The organism is Azoarcus sp. DN11 (assembly GCF_003628555.1).
Lineage (GTDB): Bacteria > Pseudomonadota > Gammaproteobacteria > Burkholderiales > Rhodocyclaceae > Aromatoleum.
In genome coordinates, this window is record NZ_CP021731.1 from 2,052,006 (window position 1) to 2,069,568 (window position 17,563).

A 17,563-nucleotide genomic window follows, 5' to 3' on the forward strand; every position below is an offset into this window, starting at 1 on the left:
AGGGATCATGGACTTCGAACTGAGCGAGGACCAGCGCGCCATTGCCGAGATGGCCGGCAGCTTGTTCTCCGATCATTGCACCGACGAGCGTCTGCGCGCCTTCGACACTGCCGGCAAGCCCTTCATGGAGGACTTGTGGGGCAAGTGCGTCGAGACTGGCCTGCACGCGCTGGCGCTGCCCGAAGAGGCCGGCGGCAGCAGCCTCGGGATGACCGAACTGATGCTGGTGCTGGAGGCGCAGGGGCGCGCGCTGGGGCAGGTGCCGCTGTGGCGACACCAACTTGCCGCGGCGGCGCTGGCGCGGTTCGGCGGCGAGGCGTGCGCGGAGGTCGTCGCTGCGGTGGCAGAAAGCCGCATGCTGCTCATGCTGGCGCTGGACGATCCGCAGCGGGGCGGGGCCCTCACCGCACGCTCGGCCGACGGCGGCTGGCGCCTCGACGGCCGCGCCGACGCCGTGCCGCTCGGGGCCGACTGCTGCCGCGGCCTGATCGTGGCGCACTTCCCGGACGGCCCGCGCCTCGTGCTGGTGGACCTGCGCGCCGCCGGCATCACGAAGACGGCCGGCGTCTTCACGCACGGCGAGGCGGTCGCCGACCTGCGCTTCGACGGCGTCGCGATTGGCGCGAGTGCGGTCCTGCCGGAAGCCGCGCTGGAATGGCTGGAACTGCGCGCGATCGCGGCGCTGGCCGCGCTGCAGCTGGGCGTGAGCAGCGAGCAGATCCGCCGCACCGTGGCCTACGTGAGCGAGCGCCAGCAGTTCGAGCGCGCGATCGCGACCTTCCAGGCCGTGCAGATGAGCATGGCCGACGCGCACATCGCGGTCGAGGCGCTGCGCTCGGCGCTGCGGCAGCTCTGCTATCGCCTCGACGCCGGCCTGCCGGCCCGGCCCGAGGCGCTGGCGACGAAATACCTCGCCTGCGAAGCCGGCCACATCGTCGGCCACAAGGCGCAGCACGTGCATGGCGGCATCGGCGTCGATCTGACCTACCCGATCCACCGCTACCTCTACTGGAGCCGTGCGCTGGGCATCACGCTCGGCGGCGCGGCCGCGAACCTCGCGCGCCTCGGAGACTGGCTCGCAACCAACGACACGCTGGGATGGAAATATGACCTCGAAGAACACCAGACGCTTTGACGAAGTGCGCGCCGGCGAGGCCCTGCCGGAACTGGCGATCCCGATCACGGTGCCGCTGATCGCGGGCGGTGCGATCGCGACGCGCGACTACTTCCCCGGCCACCACGACGCGGAAGCCGCGCGCAAGCTCGGTTCGCCGCACATCTTCATGAACATCCTGACCACCAGCGGCCTGGTGCAGCGCTACGTCGAGGAATGGGCCGGCCCCGGCGCGCGCTTCGGGGCGCTGAAGATCAAGCTCGGCGCGCCGAACTACCCGGGCGACACGATGACCTTCACCGGCGAGGTGAGCGGCTGCGACGCCTCGAAACGCAGCGTGGAAGTGACGCTGAAGGGCAAGAACTCGATGGGGAACCACGTGACCGGCACGGTCGCGGTGGTGCTGCCCTGAACCGCGGAGCACGGCACACATGACGAACCTGTCTCTTTCCGGACGCGCCGCCATCGTCGGCCTGGGCGCAACCGAATTCTCGAAGAACTCCGGGCGCACCGAACTGCGGCTGGCGATGGAAGCAACCCTCTCCGCGCTGAAGGACGCCGGCATCGACCCGTCCGAGGTCGAGGGCTTCAGCAGCTACACGATGGACAAGGTGCCCGAGTACGAGATCGCGCGCCTGTTGGGCTGCAAGAACGTCAAGTTCTTCTCGCAGATTCCGCACGGCGGCGGTGCGGCCTGCGCGCCGGTGATGCACGCGGCGATGGCGGTCGCGACCGGCGTTGCGAAGGTCGTCGTCGTGTATCGCGCGATGAACGAGCGCTCGTGGTATCGCTTCGGCACCGGTAGTTACGGCTTCGGCTCGACGCCGATCTTCGAGAACGTCAATTACGGCTGGTACATGCCGTATGGCTTCCACACGCCGGCGGCGTGGGTGGCGATGTTCGCGCAGCGCTACATGCACATCTACGGCGCAACCTCCGAGGACTTCGGCCGCGTCGCCGTCGCGGTGCGCGACTTCGCCGCAACGAACCCCGCGGCCTTCTTCCACGGCAAGCCGATCACGCTGGAAGACCATCAGGCCTCGCGCTGGATCGCCGAGCCGCTGCATCTGCTCGACTGCTGCCAGGAATCCGACGGCGCGGTGGCGATGGTCATCACCTCGGCCGAGCGCGCACGCGACCTGCGGCAGAAGCCGGTGATCGTCAAGGCCGGTGCACAGGGCATCACCGACGGGCAGCAGAGCATGACCTCGTTCTACCGCGACGACATCACCGGCCTGCCGGAGATGGGCGTGGTCGCGAAGGAGCTGTACGGGCAATCGGGCCTCGGCCCCGATGCGATCCAGACCGCCGTGATCTACGACCACTTCACGCCCTTCGTGCTGCCGCAGCTCGAGGAATTCGGCTTCGCCAAGCGCGGCGAGGCCAAGGACTTCATCCGCGCCGGCCACCACGCGCGCGGCGGCAAGCTGCCGATCAACACGCACGGCGGCCAGCTCGGCGAGGCCTACATCCACGGCATGAACGGCGTCGCGGAGGCGGTGCGCCAGGTGCGCGGCACGGCGGCGAACCAGGTCGCCGGGGTCGAGAACGTGCTCGTCACCGCCGGCACCGGCGTGCCGACGAGCGGCCTGATCCTCGGCACTGCCTGAGCTGACGACGGAGACCATCATGTTCGTCGACCTGACGCCCGAACAGCACGCGCTGCGCCGCAAGGTGCGCGACTACTTCCAGGACCTGATGACGCCCGAGCTGCGCGCACGCCTGCGCGGCAAGGAAGGCGGCGAGGAGTACCGCAACATCATCCGCAAGATGGGCCGCGATGGTTGGCTCGCGGTCGGCTGGCCGAAGGAGCATGGCGGCCAGGGCTACGCGGCGACCGAGCAGCTGATCTTCTTCGAGGAGGCCAACATCGCCGGCGCACCGCTGCCTTTCGTGACGATCAGCACCGTCGGCCCCGCGCTGATGGCGCACGGCAGCGCCGCGCAGAAGGCGAAGTTCCTGCCGGGCATCGCGGCGGGCGAAATCCTGTTCGCGATCGGCTATTCCGAGCCCGGCGCGGGCAGCGATCTGGCCGCGCTGAAGACCACCGCGCGCCCCGAAGGCGACCACTTCGTCGTCAATGGCAACAAGCTGTGGACCTCGGGTGCGGAAGCGGCGGACTTCATCTGGCTCGCCGCGCGCACCGATCCCGAGCGCCCGCGCCACAAGGGCGTGTCGATCCTGATCCTGGACACGCAACTGCCGGGTTTCTCGCACACGGTGATCCCGACCTGCAGCAACCCGACGGCGGCGACCTATTACGACAACGTGCAGGTGCCCGCCGACATGCTGGTGGGCGAACTGCACGGCGGCTGGAAGCTGATCACCGCGCAGCTCAACCACGAGCGCCTGGGCCTCGGTTCGTGGTCGGACAAGGTCGCGGGCCTTTTCCGCCGCGTCTACCTGTGGGCGAAGAGCGCGGACGAGCAGGGGCGCCGCGCGACGGACCTGCCCTGGGTGCGCTCGCTGCTGGCGGAGTGCTATGCGCGGCTGGAGGCGATGCGCCTGATCAACTTCCGCATCGCGGCTGACCTCGAGCACGACCGCATGGATGTCGCCCTCGCATCGACGACCAAGGTCTATGGCTCCGAATCGGCGATCGAGATCCTGCGCAAGCTGTGCGAGATCGTCGGCGCGAGCGGTCTGGTGCGTGCGGGCTCGGCCGCCGCGGCGCTGCTCGGCGAACTCGAGTACGAAGTGCGGGCGTCGGTTACATTGACCTTCGGCGGCGGCACCAACGAGATCCAGCGCGAACTGATCGCCCAGTTCGGCCTGGGCATGCCGCGTTCGCGCTGACCGGGGACAACAGGAAGGATCATGAGCACGATCGAAGATTTCCGTTGCGAGACCCGCGCCTGGCTGGAGGCCAACTGCCCGCCGTCGATGCGCACGCCGATGCCCGACGGCGAGGTGGTGTGGGGCGGCAGGACGGTCGAATTCAGGACCGAGGACCAGCGCCTGTGGTTCGAGCGCATGCGCGACAAGGGCTGGTTCTGCCCCGACTGGCCGGCCGAGTACGGTGGGGGGGGGGCTGAGCCCGGAGCAGAACGCGGTGCTCGAATCCGAGATGCGGCGCCTGCATTGCCGTCCGCCGCAGATCAACCTCGGCATCTGGATGCTGGGCCCTGTGGTGCTCGAGTTCGGCAGCGAGGAGCAGAAGCGCGAGCTGATCACGCCAATGGCGCGTGGCGAGATCCGCTGGTGCCAGGGTTTCTCCGAGCCCAACGCCGGCTCCGACCTGGCCGGCCTGAAGACTTCGGCGCTCGACGCGGGCGACCACTTCCTCGTCAACGGCACCAAGATCTGGACCTCCTACGGCGACAAGTCGGACTGGATGTACCTGCTGGTGCGCACGGATCCGAACGTGCCCAAGCAACAGGGTATCAGCCTGCTGGTGGTGGACATGAAATCGCCCGGCATCGAGGCGCGGCCGATCGATCTGATCAGCGGCAAGTCGTCCTTCTGCCAGGTCTTCTTCGACAACGTGAAGGTGCCCAAACGCCAGCTCGTCGGCCCGCTCAACGGCGGCTGGACGCTCGCGAAGGCGCTGCTGCAGCACGAGCGCCGCGCGATGTCGAAGTTCGGCGAATCCAGCTTGCCGAACCACGTCGACCTGCTGTCGGTGGCCGCGCGCTACCTGCCGCCCGCCGATGCCGCATCGACCGCCGACATTGCGTTGCGCGCCCGCGCGCTGGCGATGGCGATGGACGAGCACGCGTACACGCTCACCACCCAGCGCATGGGCGAGGAGATGCGCGCGCGCCAGGACGTGTCGGGCCTGATGGCGATCATGAAGCTCGTCCACTCCGAGCAGGAGAAGGACAAGCTCGAAGTGCTGCTCGACGTGATGGGCCACCGCGCGCTGGGCTGGGAGGACGAGGCCTTCGATGAAAGCGAACTCGCGCTCACCCGTGCGTGGCTCGGCAGCTTCGCGCAGACCATCGCCGGCGGCTCGTCCGAGGTGCAACTGAACGTGATCGCCAAGCGGGTGCTGGGTCTGCCCGAAGGCAAACAGGGCAAGTGAGGAGTCGTCTGCGATGAGTCTGGTGTATTCCGAAGAGCAGCGCCTGCTGGCCGATACCGCCGCCGAGTTCCTGCAGGCCCGCAGCCCGGTCGCTGCCCAGCGGCGGCTGCGCGATGAAGGGGCCGCCGCAGGCTTCGACGACGCGCTGTGGAAAGAGATGATCGGGATGGGGTGGAGCGCGATTCCCTTCCCCGAGGACCTGGGCGGGCTCGCCTTCGGCTGCATGGGGCTGGGCGCCGTGTTCGAGTCGATCGGCCGCAATCTCTCGGCCTCGCCCCTGCTGTCGAGCATCGTGCTCGGCGGCACGCTGATCGAGCGGGCGGGTTCAGAGGCCCAACAGGCCGAATGGATGCCCTTGCTGATCGCGGGTGACAAGCGCATCGCGCTCGCGCTCGACGAGCACCCGCGTCATGATCCGGCCGCCACCGCGCTGCGCGCGGAGCGCCGCGACGACGGCTATGTGCTGCAGGGCGAGAAGGTGTTCGTGGCCGACGGGCAGGGGGCGGACGCCTTCGTCGTCGTCGCGCGCACCGGCGGTGCGCCGGGCGGGCGCGAGGGGCTCAGCCTCTTCGTCGTGCCGGCGGACGCATCCGGCCTGATCGTGTCGGCGATGGGAATGATCGATTCGCGCAACCACGCGCGTCTGCGCCTGAATGACGTGCCCGTCGACGCGGGCGCCTTGCTGGGGGCGGAAGGGCAGGCGTGGGCCGCGCTGGAAGCGGCGCTCGACCGCGGCCGCGTGTGCCTCGCCGCGGAGCTCCTGGGGATGACCCAAAGCCTCTTCGACACCACCGTCGAGTATCTCAAGACGCGCGTGCAGTTCGACGTGCCGATCGGCTCCTTCCAGGCCCTGCAACATCGCGCGGCCTGGTGTTACGCCCATCTCCACCTCGCGCGCAGTGCCGTGTTGGCGGGGCTTGCCGCGATGGACGACCCGACGCTCGACGCCGCCGGTCGCGCCCGCCTCGCGAGCCTAGCGAAGTGGAAGGCCGGCGATGTCGCGCACCGCATCAGCCGCGAGGCGGTGCAGATGCACGGCGGCATGGGCGTCACCGACGAACTCGACGTGGGCCTCTTCCTCAAGCGCATCCGCGTCGCGCAGGCCCTGCTGGGCGATGACGATTTCCACGTGCAGCGTTACGGCGACGCGACGCCGACGGAGGCACGAAGCGATGAATAAACCCGGAACCGGGCTGTTGGACGGCAAGGTGGCGGTCATCACCGGCGCCGGCCAGGGCATCGGCCGTGGCGTCGCACTCCGTCTGGCGGCGGAGGGCGCCCAGGTCGTGGTTTCCGACATCAATGCGGATGCCGCAGCCGAAACCGTGTCGCTGATCCGGTCTCAAGGCGGCGACGCCGTCGCGATCGGATGCGACATCGCCGACAGTGCGAGCCTCGAAGCGCTGGTGGACACGGTCGCCGGCCGCTTCGGGACTCTCGACATCCTCGTCAACAACGCTTACCTCGGCAATCGTCCGGGCCCGCTCGAAGCCAAGCCGGCGGCCGATTTTGCGCGGGCGCTGCAGGGCAGTCTTTACGCCCCGCTGGTCGCGATGCAGTGCGCCTTCCCGCACATGAAGGCCCGGCGGTACGGGCGCATCATCAACATGTGCTCGCTCAACGGCGTCAATGCCCACCCCTACACCGCCGACTACAACGTGAGCAAGGAGGCGCTGCGATGCCTGACCCGCAGTGCCGCGCGCGAGTGGGCCGCGCACGGCATCACGGTCAATGCGATCTGCCCTGCCGCCCGCACGCCGGCCTACGAACGCTTTGCCGCCGCGTCACCGGAAAACGCCCTGCTGCTGTTGAAACAGAACCCGACCGGGCGCATGGGCGAAGCCGAGCAGGACATCGGCAGTGTCGTCGCGTTCCTCTCCAGCGACGGGGCGGGCTACATGACCGGCAACACGCTGTTTGTCGACGGCGGCTCCCACATCAACGGGGTTTCCTGGCTGCCGTCGGTGGCCTGACCGAAGCCATCTGCTGCTAACTCGGTGTCAGCCGACCCCCGCGGCTCCTACCGAACCCGCAGGGCGGGGCGAAAAGCGTCTATCGCGGATGCGCTATTCTGCGGTTGATCAGGAACGGCTACTCCGCTTTGTAGAACCCGCTCTCCCTTAGCCGCCCCTCAAGGGTTGCCAAACAGTCAGCCTCGCTTTCGCCGAACCGAACAGCGCAGTATCGTTGAAGCGCCAGGCGCTTCACGTCGGGCATGTCTGTGTCGTGGTGCATCACTCGAAATGGCTCAACAGGGAGCGAGAAAACCAAAGCCAAGGCCGGCTGTCTCTTGATGAACGGCACAGGCACAGTAGTAAGCTCATGGCCCGACAGTACAGGCTCCATGTCGATCCCGACGAACAGTGTGAAAACCAGCAGGAGGCCGGCGCCAATCGCCAGTTTCGGCTTATTTCGGAACATCAAGGCGATACCGATCGCGTAAGTCGCGGGCGATTTTCAAACCGTGCGCTCCTGGACAGGCCCGCCCTTGATCGTTCGCCGAAGCAAACTCGCGATGGCCGCCAAGCATCGCAATTTTGAAGTATTCAACGAGCGTCTTCACCAGGACATCGACGGCATTAAGTTGTGGCGTTGTCGGTGTGTCCCAACTCGTTGAAACAGCATCCTTGGCTTGGCCAAGTATTTCGGCGACCCCAGCCTTTGCACCCCGCTTGAAGCTGTCACTCAATGAGGGGCCATGCGCGACCGCTTCACCAGGTAGGGAAAAATCTGATAAAAATACGATGCCGATTTTCCCAGTATTGGCCGCTTTCAAATGCGCACCCTTTTCCCGTATATCCAGTGCCTCGTAAATCGTGCCCTTGCAATCTATCGCGTAGTGGTAGCTGATGTGTCCGAAGCTCGCAATGTCCGTATCTTCCGCCTTGCGGATCAACTCGGCACCATCGGCCGAACACGAATAGCTGTTTCCGGCGTGGTGAATCACGATAGCGCTGTAGTCCCAATCCGGACCATCGGAGCGTGCGGATGGCTTGGCCTTCCACTCGGAGCGGGTCATCAACGGAATGCCGGCCTTGCGGATCGCGACAATGATCGCTTGGCGCGTCGCTGCCTTGTGGTCGACCTTGACCGTGACAGTTTTGACCGCTTCGGCACGTTTTGCTTCGATAGTGGCCCAGGTATCAAAGGAGCCTGTTTTCAGATCGTCGGTGCGGACATCACTCATGCCAAATCCCCACGCTGGATGGTGTTACCGCTCGGCGAGCGGAAATAAAAGTGCACCGATACATCCTCTGGCTGATCGGAATCGATGATTTCGGTAAGGCCGTTGCCATCGGTCACGCCCTCGGTCCGCGTGCCATCCTGGCGGGTCACGACATACGGGCTATGCTGCGCCGGTTGTCCGGTTTCGGCATCGAGCGCCTGAAATCGGATTTCGTGACGAAGCGTATCGTCTTTAAGCTGATCGCGGGCCGCTGCCGGCTGCGCGAACGAATTGCCGGAAGACGAGTAGCCGACGGCGCTGTCGTTGTCGACATAGGTCAGTATCTGGCTGGAAATCAGCGTCGCTCCGCAGGCCGTTTTGTCGCCATGTCGAGCCACCGGCTGACCATCGATGATCGCCGTCAAATCCCCTGTCACGATGGTAGTCACGGAACCGAGCCCTTTCTGGGGACACGTTACCTTGTCGCCGATTCGGGCAATCGCTTTCCCGCCGACATCGGTGAATGGGGAACCGGTGATTACCACACCGCCATGCGATGTTCGATCACCCACAACAATTACCGGTCTTGACATAGGGTTACTCGGAAACCCAAAGGGCATATTTTACACCGGCGTTGCCCACCTTGGGTGGTCGCCCTTCCGGACCAGCAGGGCGGGCCGAAAACGGTCTATCGAGGATGCTTCGTAAGTGGAAAGAAGTCGCGAATATCCGCAAACCGACAATAAGTACCCAGAATGGGTTTGGAGCGTGCGGTATTGTCTTGGGGGTATCCCATTCAGATCAAGCGCGACTCTTTAAGTGCTTCGCGAAGTCCACGGTCTCCCGCGCGACGCGGACGCGATCCTGCGGTGTCCGCATCAGCGTGTCAGTGACATGCACGGGCAGCGCGATGCGCTCTTGCAAATGCGCGTCGCGGACGTCGAGGACGAAGCCGTCGAGCAAGTCGCCGTAATAGTGCACGATCTGCTCGGCGCCCACCGGCACACCGAGTTCGGCCATGATCTTCGCCGTCGGCCCTTTGACTGCCGTGCCGCCCACCAGCGGCGAGACGGCGACGATGGGCACGCCGGCCGCACGCAGCGCGTCGCGCAGGCCCGGCACGGCGAGGATGGGGGCGATGCTCAGGTACGGGTTGGACGGGCAGATCACGATCGCGTCGAGTGCGTCGTCGGCCAGCGCGGCCAGGACGGCGGGGGCCGGGCGCACGTCATCCCCTTGGGCGAACTCGATCGAGCGGGTCACCGGCCGGCACTGGTGGCGGACGAAATAGTCCTGGAAGTCGAACACGCCCTCGTCGCTGTGGACGCGCGTGCGCAGCGGCTGGTCGGACATCGGCACGATGTCGGCCCGGATGCCGAGGCGGCGCGCAAAGTCGGCCGTGATCGCGGACAACGACTCGCCGGCCGCGAGCCGGCGTGTGCGCTCGACGTGGGTCGCGAGGTCGCCGTCGCCGAGGCGGAACCAGGTTTCGCCGCCGAGCCGGGCCAGCGCATCCATGAAGGTCCAGGTCTCGTCGCGGCGTCCCCAGCCGGTCTCGGGGTTGGCGACGCCGCCGAGCGTGTACAGGGCGGTGTCGACGTCCGGCGAGATGCTGAGGCCGAGGTGGGTGAAATCGTCGCCGGTGTTCACGACCACGGTAAGGCGGCCGTCGTTACAGGCTTGCTGCAGGCCGTCGGCGAGTTTCGCGCCGCCGACGCCGCCGCTCAGTGCGAGGATGTGTCTTGCAGTCATTGGAACAGGTCTGCTTCGAGCGGCCGCAGCAGCGCCTTGCAATCGACCTCCGGGGCGGTGGGCAGGAAGCCGCTCGCCAGCACCACCGGCATGCCTTCGTCGCCTTCGCCCATCACGACCGCCGCGCCGGCGGCGATTGCGTCGGCGAAGGCGGTCTGCGTGATCTGCAGCGTGCGTCCGTGGCGATCGGGCTCGCCGCGGCGGTCGATCAGCGCCGGGATGCCCGCCGAGCCGAGGGCCACATTCACGACGCCGTTGCGCCACGGGCGGCCGAAGCTGTCGCTGACGATCACGCAGACCGACGTGCCGGTGCGCGCGCGTAGGGATGCGCGCAACGCCGCCGCCGACGCATCCGGGGCGAGCGGCAACAGCAAGGCCCGCTCGCGGCCGCCTTCGCCCGGGACGTTGGAGAGGTCGATGCCGGCATTGGCCATCACGTAGCCCAGGCGGTGGCGCACGATCAGCACGCCCGGCACCGCGCGCAGCACGCGGGTCGATTCGGCCAGCGTGAGTTCGACCAGACGGGGATCCTTGCCGGTGATGCGCGCAAGTTCCAGGGCGTGGCCCGACGGCTTGATCTCGTCGAGCCACGCGAAGCGGCCTTCGGCCTTGGAGACGATCTTCTGCGCGACGACGATGATGGTGTCCGGGGCGAGTTCCAGTGCGCCGGCCGCGAGCGCGTGGGCGATGTGCGCGTCCAGCGCGTCGCCCGGCTGCACTTCCGGGATGCCGGGGAGCGCCTCGAAGCAAAGTCGGCGGCTCAAGGTGCGGGCCTTGCCTGCTTGCGGGTTGTCGCTGTGCATGCGGCCGTCTCCGTCATGAGGGGCAGGGTTCCCGTCCCGGCCGGATCAGGCGGTGAGCCCGGCCTGCATCCCCGACCTGATCGCGCCTTCGATGTAGCCGAGTTGCGCGCCGTCGCCGACCGAGCTGACCGGCACGCCGGCCGCTTCGAGGGACCGTGCGAGGCTGTCGTCCGGGCGCGCACCCACGGCCAGCACCACCGACTCGACGGCGAGTTCGCAGCGCGTGCCCTCAGCATCGGTGTAGATCAGCTTCTTCTTCTCGATCGCTTCGACCTTTGCCTTCGTGTGCAGGGTGACGCCGTGCTGGCGCAGGGTGTCGAGCACGCGCCAGCGCCGCACGATGGAGAGTTCCCGGCCGAGGCTGGGGCCTTCCTCCAGCACCACGACCTCGCGCCCGCGGTCGACGAGGAATTCGGCCAGTTCGACGCCCACGAGGCCGCCGCCGATGATCGCCACCTTCTTGCCGAGCGGCATCCACACGCGCGAGAGGTTCTGCATCGCATCGGTGCTGTCGGTGACGCCCACCAGGCTGCCGGCCTTCATCAGCGCGCGCTGGGCGAGGGAAAGCTTGCGCTTGGCGATCTCGTCGGCGCGGTCGCCGGTCATCAGACGCCGCAGCTCGTCGCCCGACCACACGTGATCCAGCTCTGCGCCCGGAATCGGCGGTGCGTTGCGCTCGGCGCCGCTCGCGACGATCACCGCCGTGGCCTTCAGTTCGCGGATCAGCTCGGGCGTGGCGGTCGTGTCGAGGCGCACGTCGATGTCGAGCTTGCGCATCTGCGTGACGAGGTAGTCGAGCAGCGCGCCGTTCTCGGCGTAGGCGAGCGCGGCGAAGAACAGCGTGCCGCCCAGCCGCCCGCTGCGCTCCAGCAGCGTCACCTTGTGCCCGCGCCGCGCCGCGGTGCGTGCGGCCTCCATCCCCGCCGGGCCGCCACCGACCACGACGACGTGGCCCGGCCTGGCCGCCGGTACCAGTCGCATCTCGGCCTCGTGGCCCGTCATCGGATTGACGGCGCACTTGACCCGCTCGTTGATGAAGATCTGGCTGACGCAGGCGTAACAGTAGATGCAGGGACGGATGTCCTCGGGGCGGTTCTCCGCGAGCTTCTTCGGCAGTTCCGGATCGGCGAGCATCTTGCGCGCCATCGCGACGAAATCGCACTGGCCGGCCGCGATCGCATTGTCGGCGACCTCGGGCTCAAGGCGGCCAACGGCGATCACCGGGATCTTCAACCCTTCCCGGATCTCGGCCGCCCACTGCAGGAAACCGGCCTTCTGCTGCACCAGCGGCGCCTCGGTAAAGGCCACGCCGGTGTTGGTGTTGGCATAGGCCGACACGCTCACCGCGTCGCAGCCCGCCGCAGCGGCCATCTTCGCGAACACCTTGGCCTCGTCGAGCGTGATGCCGCCTTCCATGCGCAGCTCATACGCGTCGAGCCGCAGCCATACCGGGTAGTCCGCGCCGACGCGCTGGCGCACGGCGGCGATCACTTCCAGCATGAAGCGGGCGCGATTTTCGATCGAACCGCCGTACTCGTCGTCGCGCTTGTTGAAGTAGCCCGACAGGAAGCCCGCGATGATGTAAGTGTGTGCGGCGTGGATCTCGACGCCGTCGAAGCCCGCGCGCCGGGCGCGCTCGGCCGCCGCGGCGAACCACTCGATCATCTGCGCGATGTCGGCCTTGTCCATGATGCGGATCTTCACGCCGGCCTTCTCGCGGCCCTTCGACGAGCTGATGAAGGCGCCCAGTTCTTCCTGCGTCAGCGCCGCGAACATGTCGGTTTTCAGCGCCGGCGGCATCGACGGCACCCACAGCTCGCGCCCCTCGGTGAGGTCGCGCACCGCCGTCTTGCCTGCGTGCTGGAGCTGGATGGCGATCTTCGCGCCGTGCTTGTGCACGCGATCGACCACCCCCTTCAGGCCGGGAATGAACTTGTCGTCCGACAGGCCGAGCTGGTAGGGCTCGGCCGTGCCGTGGGGGTAGGCGATCGCGCCGACGCCCATCGTGATCAGGCCGGCCCCGCCGGCTGCGCGTGCCTCGTAATAGGCCTGGATGCGCTCGCCGCAGGTGCCGTCGGATTCGGCGAAGTTGGAGCCCATCGGCGCCATCACGATGCGGTTCCGGAGTTCCAGGCTGCCGATGCGGCCGGACTGCAAGAGATTGTCGAAGGCTCCCATGACGCGGCTTACCCCTTGGTCAGAAAATCGATGCAACTGCGGTTGAAGAGTTCGCGATGTTCGACCTGCACCCAATGGCCGCAGCGGTTGAGCAGGATCATGCGCGCATCGCGGGCGTTTTCGATCAGCTTGAGGGCGCCGGTGTGCGGGTTGAACTTGTCGTCGGTGCCCCAGAAGCCGAAGATCGGCACGGCGATCTCGTGCAGCCGCTCCGTCATGTTCGGCACCAGCATGGTGGAAAACAGGTTCGCCGGCTGCAAGGGTGCGACGGCCGAGCGCTCGGCGATGATCGCGTCGTCGAGCAGGGACGGGTCGAACACCTGCAGGCTCATCACGTGGCGCATCTCGGCCGGGCCCATCGGCCCCTTCGCGAAGGTCTCGACCATGCGCACGATGCCTTCCATGCGGAAGTAGGTCTCGCGCTCCTCGACGCCGCCCGGGGCCATCAGGATCAGGCGTTCGACGGTCTCGGGATGCGCCAGCGCCTGGCCCAGCGCGATGGCGCCGCCGAGCGAGTTGCCGAGCAGCGTGCAGCGCTCGATGCCGATCGCGCGCAGGAATGCGTGCAGGTTGGCGACGAAGAAATCGAGCTTGTACTGCGCGTCGGCGGGCTTGTCCGACCGACCGAAGCCGGGCAGGTCGAGCACGATGTTCCGGAAACCGGCCTCGGCGAAGGCCGGGTAATTGCCCTTGAAGTTGCTGTAGCCGCTCGCCCCGGGGCCGCTGCCGTGCAGCCACACGACCGCAGGCCCCTGGCCGACGTCGAGATAGTGCAGGCGCAGGCCTGTGTCTAGCTCGACGAACTGCTCGAGAGGGATGGGCAGGTCGGGGGAATTCATCAAGGGGCTCCTGGCGGGAAGGGTGATTGATTGTTCAGGCGTCGGCGATGGCGTGGACGAAGGTTCTCATTGGAGGCTTATTCTCCCGCTCCGAAGCAGGTGGGCATCGTCCGTTCAGACGAATCCTGCCGCGATACCGGCGGCGGCGCGTAGTCTCAACGGACGATGAGGCGTAGGGAGCGGCTTCGGACAATGCGGGCAATTTCCCGCAGGCCTGTCGCGCGGCGTCGGCCATTTCGGGAAGAAACCGTCCGCTGTTATCGTCCGACCTGCACACAGGCCGGCGATGCCGGAGTGGACAGCCTGGGGAAGCTCGCATGGACGAACACGACATCACGCCGGCGCGGCGCAATTTCCTGAAAGCCGGTGCCGCGCTCGGCGCAACCGCCGTAGCCGGGCTGGGCCCCGGCATGGCTGCTGCGGCGCGGCCGCAATCCGCACTGCCGCTGCCCGAATATGAGCGCTGGGACGCGATCGAGATCGCGCGCCGGATCCGGCGGGGGGACGTGAGACCGAGCGAGGTGCTCGAAGCGGCGATCGCCCGCGCCGAAGCCTATGCGGTCGTCAATGCCGTCACTACGCCGCATTTCGACCTCGCCCGGGAGCAGGCGAGGGGGCTGGATGCCGCCGGCCGGGCCGAACGCGAGGCGAGACCGCCGCTTTCCGGCGTGCCCTTCGCGTTGAAGGACCTTGCCGTCGCCCTGAAGGGGACGGTCACCACCAACGGCTGCACCTTCTTCAAGGATGCGGTGGTGGACCAGGACTCCACCGTCGTCCGGCGCTACAAGGCGGCGGGGCTCAACATCTTTGCGAAGCTCGCATCGCCCGAATTCGGGCAGACCGGGACGACGGAATCGCGCCTCTTCGGGCTCACGCGCAACCCGTGGAACCTGGAGCGCAGCTCGGGCGGTTCGTCCGGCGGCGCTTCGGCGGCGGTCGCGGCAGGCGTCTTGCCCGTGGCGCACGCGAGCGACGGCGGAGGCTCGATCCGCATTCCCGCCTCGCACTGCGGCCTGTTCGGCCTCAAGCCCAGCCGCGGCCTGATCCCGATGGGGCCGGGCGCGCTCGAAGGCTGGATGGGGCTGTCGGTGCACAACGTCATCAGCCGCAGCGTGCGCGACACCGCCTGGCTGATGCAGCTGAGCCAGGGTCCCGAAGCGGGGACGCGCGCGGCGCCGCCGACCTCCGATCTCGTGAAGGCGCTGGGCCGCTTCCCCAAGGGCCTGAAGATCGGACTCTTCGACACCAATCTCTTCGGCATGGGCGTGCATCCCGAATGCCTGGAGGCTGCGCACAAGGCCGCGACCTTGTGCGCCGGTCTCGGCCACCACGTCGAACCGATCTCGCTGCAACAACTGCCTTTCCTTGAGATGTTCGGTAGCATGGGCGTGATGACCGGCACGGGCATGCTGTACACCGTGCGGGCGCGCGAGAAGCTCGTCGGGCGGCAGGCGCGCGAGGATGAATTCGAGCCCATTAACTGGCTCACGCTGCAGAAGGCGCAGAAATACAGTGCCGAGCAGCTCTACGCGGCGCGTTCCGTCTTCGATCAAGCGGGGCGGATCTTCGACGAAGTGTTTGCGCGTTACGACCTGATCCTGTCGCCGACCACCGCCGCGCTGCCGCCCAAGCTCGGCGAACTGTCGCTGGACCAGCCGTTTGAGGACTTTGCGAAGCGGGCCGTGCTCGCCTCGCCCTTCACCGCAATGTTCAACATGAGCGGACATCCGGCGATGTCGGTTCCCCTGCATTGGAGCGCGGAAGGTCTGCCAATCGGCGTGCAGTTCGCGGCCCCGTATGGCGGCGAGGCACGCCTCATTGCCCTCGCGGCACAACTCGAAAAGGCCGCGCCGTGGGCTGACCGCCGTCCGCCCGCGCTCGCGTGAGGGGGCTCGGATGAATGCCGCTCCCTCTAACGGCGTTGCCGTTGTCACCGGTGCCAGTCGTGGCGTCGGTCGCGGCATTGCCGAGGCGCTCGGCGCCGCGGGCATGACTGTCTACGTCACCGGCCGCAGCGAACGCGAAGGTGAATGCCGGGTGGGTGATGCCGTGCTCGGCGGCACCATCCATGACAGCGCCGCGGCAGTCACCGCCGCCGGCGGCCGCGGTATCGCGGTGAATTGCGACCACGGCGACGATGCCCAGGTCGAGGCCCTGTTCGAACGCGTCGCGCGCGAGCGGGGGCGGCTCGACATCCTCGTCAACAACGCCATCTGCATCGATGACAGCCTCATCGAGCCTGGCCCGTTCTGGGAGAAGCCGCGCAGCCAGGCCGCGATCCTGGACGTCGGCCTGCGCTCCAACTTTATCGCCACGCATTGCGCAGCTCCGCTGCTGTTGCGGAGCGGTCATGCGCTGGTCGCCTTCACCTCGTCCTACGGTGCGGGCTGCTACATGCACGGGCCGGCCTATGGAGCGCAGAAGGCCGGCTGCGACAAGATGGCCTACGACATGGCGGTCGATTTCGAAGGCACCGGCGTTGCGGCGGTGTCGCTGTGGCTGGGCATGCAGCGCACCGAGCGCACGGCGTTCGCGGCCCGCCGCCGTCCCGATGCGTACGGGGGCATCGGCACTCGCAGCGAAAGCCCGCAGTTTTCGGGGCGCGTGATCGAGGCCCTGTGGCGCGACCCGGAGCGGGCGAGCCTGTCGGGGCAGACCCTGATCGTCGCCGAACTCGCGCTGTGCTACGGCATCCGCGACGAAGACGGGCGCCAGCCGCTGTCCTGGCGCGCGACCCTGGGTGCCCCGCGCGATTTCCACCCGGCGCGCGTGGCGTGAGATCCGGCGGCACGCGTCGCTGAGCTTTCTGCCCGCATCCCGTCCGTTTTGACGATGCGGCCGGGTCGGGCCGGCCTCAAGAATGGCGTGGTATCCATTCTTCGAGGTTCACGCCGTGAGACAAGCGCCTTCCTACGTGCCCGGCCATCAGCTGCTCGCCGGCAAGTCCGTCCTGATCACCGCCGCCGCGGGCGCCGGCATCGGTTTTGCTGCCGCCCGCAAGGCCGCGGAGGAGGGCTGCCGCGCGCTGATGATCTCGGACATCCACCCGCGCCGCCTGGAAGAGGCGGTCGCCCGGCTGAAGTCCGAAACCGGGTTGCAGGCCGTCTGGGGGCAGCTGTGCAACGTCACGAACGAGGAAGAAGTGCAGGCCCTCGTTGCAGCGGCCGAGGACCGGCTCGGTGGCGTCGATGTGCTGATCAACAACGCCGGACTGGGCGGAGAGAAGCGCGTCACGGAGATGAGCGACGAGGAATGGACGCGCGTCCTCGACATCACGCTCACCGGCACCTTCCGCATGACGCGCGCGATGCTGCCGCACATGGAGCGGCGCGGTCGCGGCGCCATCGTCAATAACGCGTCGGTGCTCGGCTGGCGCGCGCAGAAGGGGCAGGCGCACTACGCGGCCGCCAAGGCCGGCGTGATGGCGCTGACGCGCTGCTCGGCGCTGGAGGCCGCCGAGCATGGCGTGCGCATCAACGCCGTGTCGCCCTCGATCGCGCTCCACGACTTCCTAAAGAAGGCCTCCAGCGAGGAACTGCTCGCGCAGCTCGCGAGCCGCGAGGCCTTCGGCCGCGCCGCGGAGGTGTGGGAAGTCGCCAACGTGATGGTCTTCCTCGCCAGCGACTACGCCTCCTACATGACCGGCGAAGTGCTCTCCGTCAGCTCGCAGCGTGCCTGAGGAGATCC

At 67.6% G+C, this 17,563-nt stretch carries 17 protein-coding genes; 10 read left to right on the top strand and 7 right to left on the bottom strand.

What is annotated here, in order from left to right; genetic code table 11:
• The first annotated feature begins 7 nt into the window (after positions 1-7).
• From CDA09_RS09380 to CDA09_RS09410, 7 genes are all read left to right on the top strand, one after another.
• Entirely contained in the window at positions 8-1,135 is a 1,128-nt protein-coding gene (locus CDA09_RS09380; protein ID WP_121428377.1) for an acyl-CoA dehydrogenase family protein, read from the top strand.
• On the top strand, positions 1,107-1,526 hold the full coding sequence (locus CDA09_RS09385) for a MaoC family dehydratase (protein WP_121428378.1): 420 nt from the start codon (positions 1,107-1,109) through the stop codon (positions 1,524-1,526). Before CDA09_RS09380 ends, CDA09_RS09385 begins: the two co-directional genes overlap by 29 nt.
• A gap of 19 nt (positions 1,527-1,545) precedes the next feature.
• Entirely contained in the window at positions 1,546-2,724 is a 1,179-nt protein-coding gene (locus CDA09_RS09390) for a lipid-transfer protein (protein WP_121428379.1), read from the top strand.
• A 19-nt stretch (positions 2,725-2,743) separates the two neighbouring features.
• Positions 2,744-3,910 carry an acyl-CoA dehydrogenase family protein gene (locus tag CDA09_RS09395; RefSeq protein ID WP_121428380.1) on the top strand — a complete coding sequence of 389 codons (1,167 nt, stop codon included), beginning with the start codon at positions 2,744-2,746 and terminating at the stop codon, positions 3,908-3,910.
• Between the two features lie 256 nt (positions 3,911-4,166).
• Positions 4,167-5,138 carry an acyl-CoA dehydrogenase family protein gene (locus CDA09_RS09400; RefSeq protein ID WP_286164443.1) on the top strand — a complete coding sequence of 324 codons (972 nt, stop codon included), beginning with the start codon at positions 4,167-4,169 and terminating at the stop codon, positions 5,136-5,138.
• A gap of 13 nt (positions 5,139-5,151) precedes the next feature.
• A complete protein-coding gene (locus CDA09_RS09405; RefSeq protein ID WP_121428381.1) occupies positions 5,152-6,318 on the top strand; it encodes an acyl-CoA dehydrogenase family protein in 1,167 nt (388 codons plus the stop codon).
• Positions 6,311-7,111 carry an SDR family NAD(P)-dependent oxidoreductase gene (locus tag CDA09_RS09410; RefSeq protein WP_121428382.1) on the top strand — a complete coding sequence of 267 codons (801 nt, stop codon included), beginning with the start codon at positions 6,311-6,313 and terminating at the stop codon, positions 7,109-7,111. Before CDA09_RS09405 ends, CDA09_RS09410 begins: the two co-directional genes overlap by 8 nt.
• Positions 7,112-7,229: 118 nt before the next feature.
• On the opposite strand, the gene CDA09_RS09415 is transcribed toward CDA09_RS09410, so the two are convergent.
• From CDA09_RS09415 to CDA09_RS09445, 7 genes are all read right to left on the bottom strand, one after another.
• Positions 7,230-7,559, bottom strand: a complete 330-nt coding sequence (locus tag CDA09_RS09415) for a hypothetical protein (RefSeq protein ID WP_121428383.1) — start codon at positions 7,557-7,559, stop codon at positions 7,230-7,232.
• The gene (locus tag CDA09_RS09420) at positions 7,546-8,325 is read right to left on the bottom strand and encodes a peptidoglycan recognition protein family protein (protein ID WP_121428384.1); all 780 of its coding nucleotides are present in this window, start codon (positions 8,323-8,325) and stop codon (positions 7,546-7,548) included. The genes CDA09_RS09415 and CDA09_RS09420 overlap by 14 nt, the downstream gene beginning before the upstream one ends.
• On the bottom strand, positions 8,322-8,897 hold the full coding sequence (locus CDA09_RS09425; protein ID WP_121428385.1) for a PAAR domain-containing protein: 576 nt from the start codon (positions 8,895-8,897) through the stop codon (positions 8,322-8,324). The genes CDA09_RS09420 and CDA09_RS09425 overlap by 4 nt, the downstream gene beginning before the upstream one ends.
• A gap of 208 nt (positions 8,898-9,105) precedes the next feature.
• A complete protein-coding gene (cofD, locus tag CDA09_RS09430) occupies positions 9,106-10,056 on the bottom strand; it encodes a 2-phospho-L-lactate transferase (protein ID WP_121428386.1) in 951 nt (316 codons plus the stop codon).
• On the bottom strand, positions 10,053-10,859 hold the full coding sequence (gene cofE, locus CDA09_RS09435) for a coenzyme F420-0:L-glutamate ligase (protein ID WP_286164444.1): 807 nt from the start codon (positions 10,857-10,859) through the stop codon (positions 10,053-10,055). Before cofE ends, cofD begins: the two co-directional genes overlap by 4 nt.
• Before the next feature lie 45 nt (positions 10,860-10,904).
• Positions 10,905-13,037 carry an oxidoreductase gene (locus CDA09_RS09440; protein WP_121428387.1) on the bottom strand — a complete coding sequence of 711 codons (2,133 nt, stop codon included), beginning with the start codon at positions 13,035-13,037 and terminating at the stop codon, positions 10,905-10,907.
• Positions 13,038-13,045: 8 nt separating this feature from the next.
• Entirely contained in the window at positions 13,046-13,876 is an 831-nt protein-coding gene (locus tag CDA09_RS09445; RefSeq protein WP_121428388.1) for an alpha/beta fold hydrolase, read from the bottom strand.
• A gap of 317 nt (positions 13,877-14,193) precedes the next feature.
• Between CDA09_RS09445 and CDA09_RS09450 the strand changes: the two genes are divergently transcribed.
• The 3 genes from CDA09_RS09450 (at position 14,194) to CDA09_RS09460 (ending at position 17,555) form a co-directional block, all read left to right on the top strand.
• A complete protein-coding gene (locus CDA09_RS09450; RefSeq protein ID WP_121428389.1) occupies positions 14,194-15,762 on the top strand; it encodes an amidase in 1,569 nt (522 codons plus the stop codon).
• A 10-nt stretch (positions 15,763-15,772) separates the two neighbouring features.
• Positions 15,773-16,654, top strand: a complete 882-nt coding sequence (locus CDA09_RS09455; RefSeq protein ID WP_121428390.1) for an SDR family NAD(P)-dependent oxidoreductase — start codon at positions 15,773-15,775, stop codon at positions 16,652-16,654.
• A gap of 115 nt (positions 16,655-16,769) precedes the next feature.
• A complete protein-coding gene (locus CDA09_RS09460) occupies positions 16,770-17,555 on the top strand; it encodes an SDR family oxidoreductase (protein WP_174718426.1) in 786 nt (261 codons plus the stop codon).
• Positions 17,556-17,563: the final 8 nt, after the last annotated feature.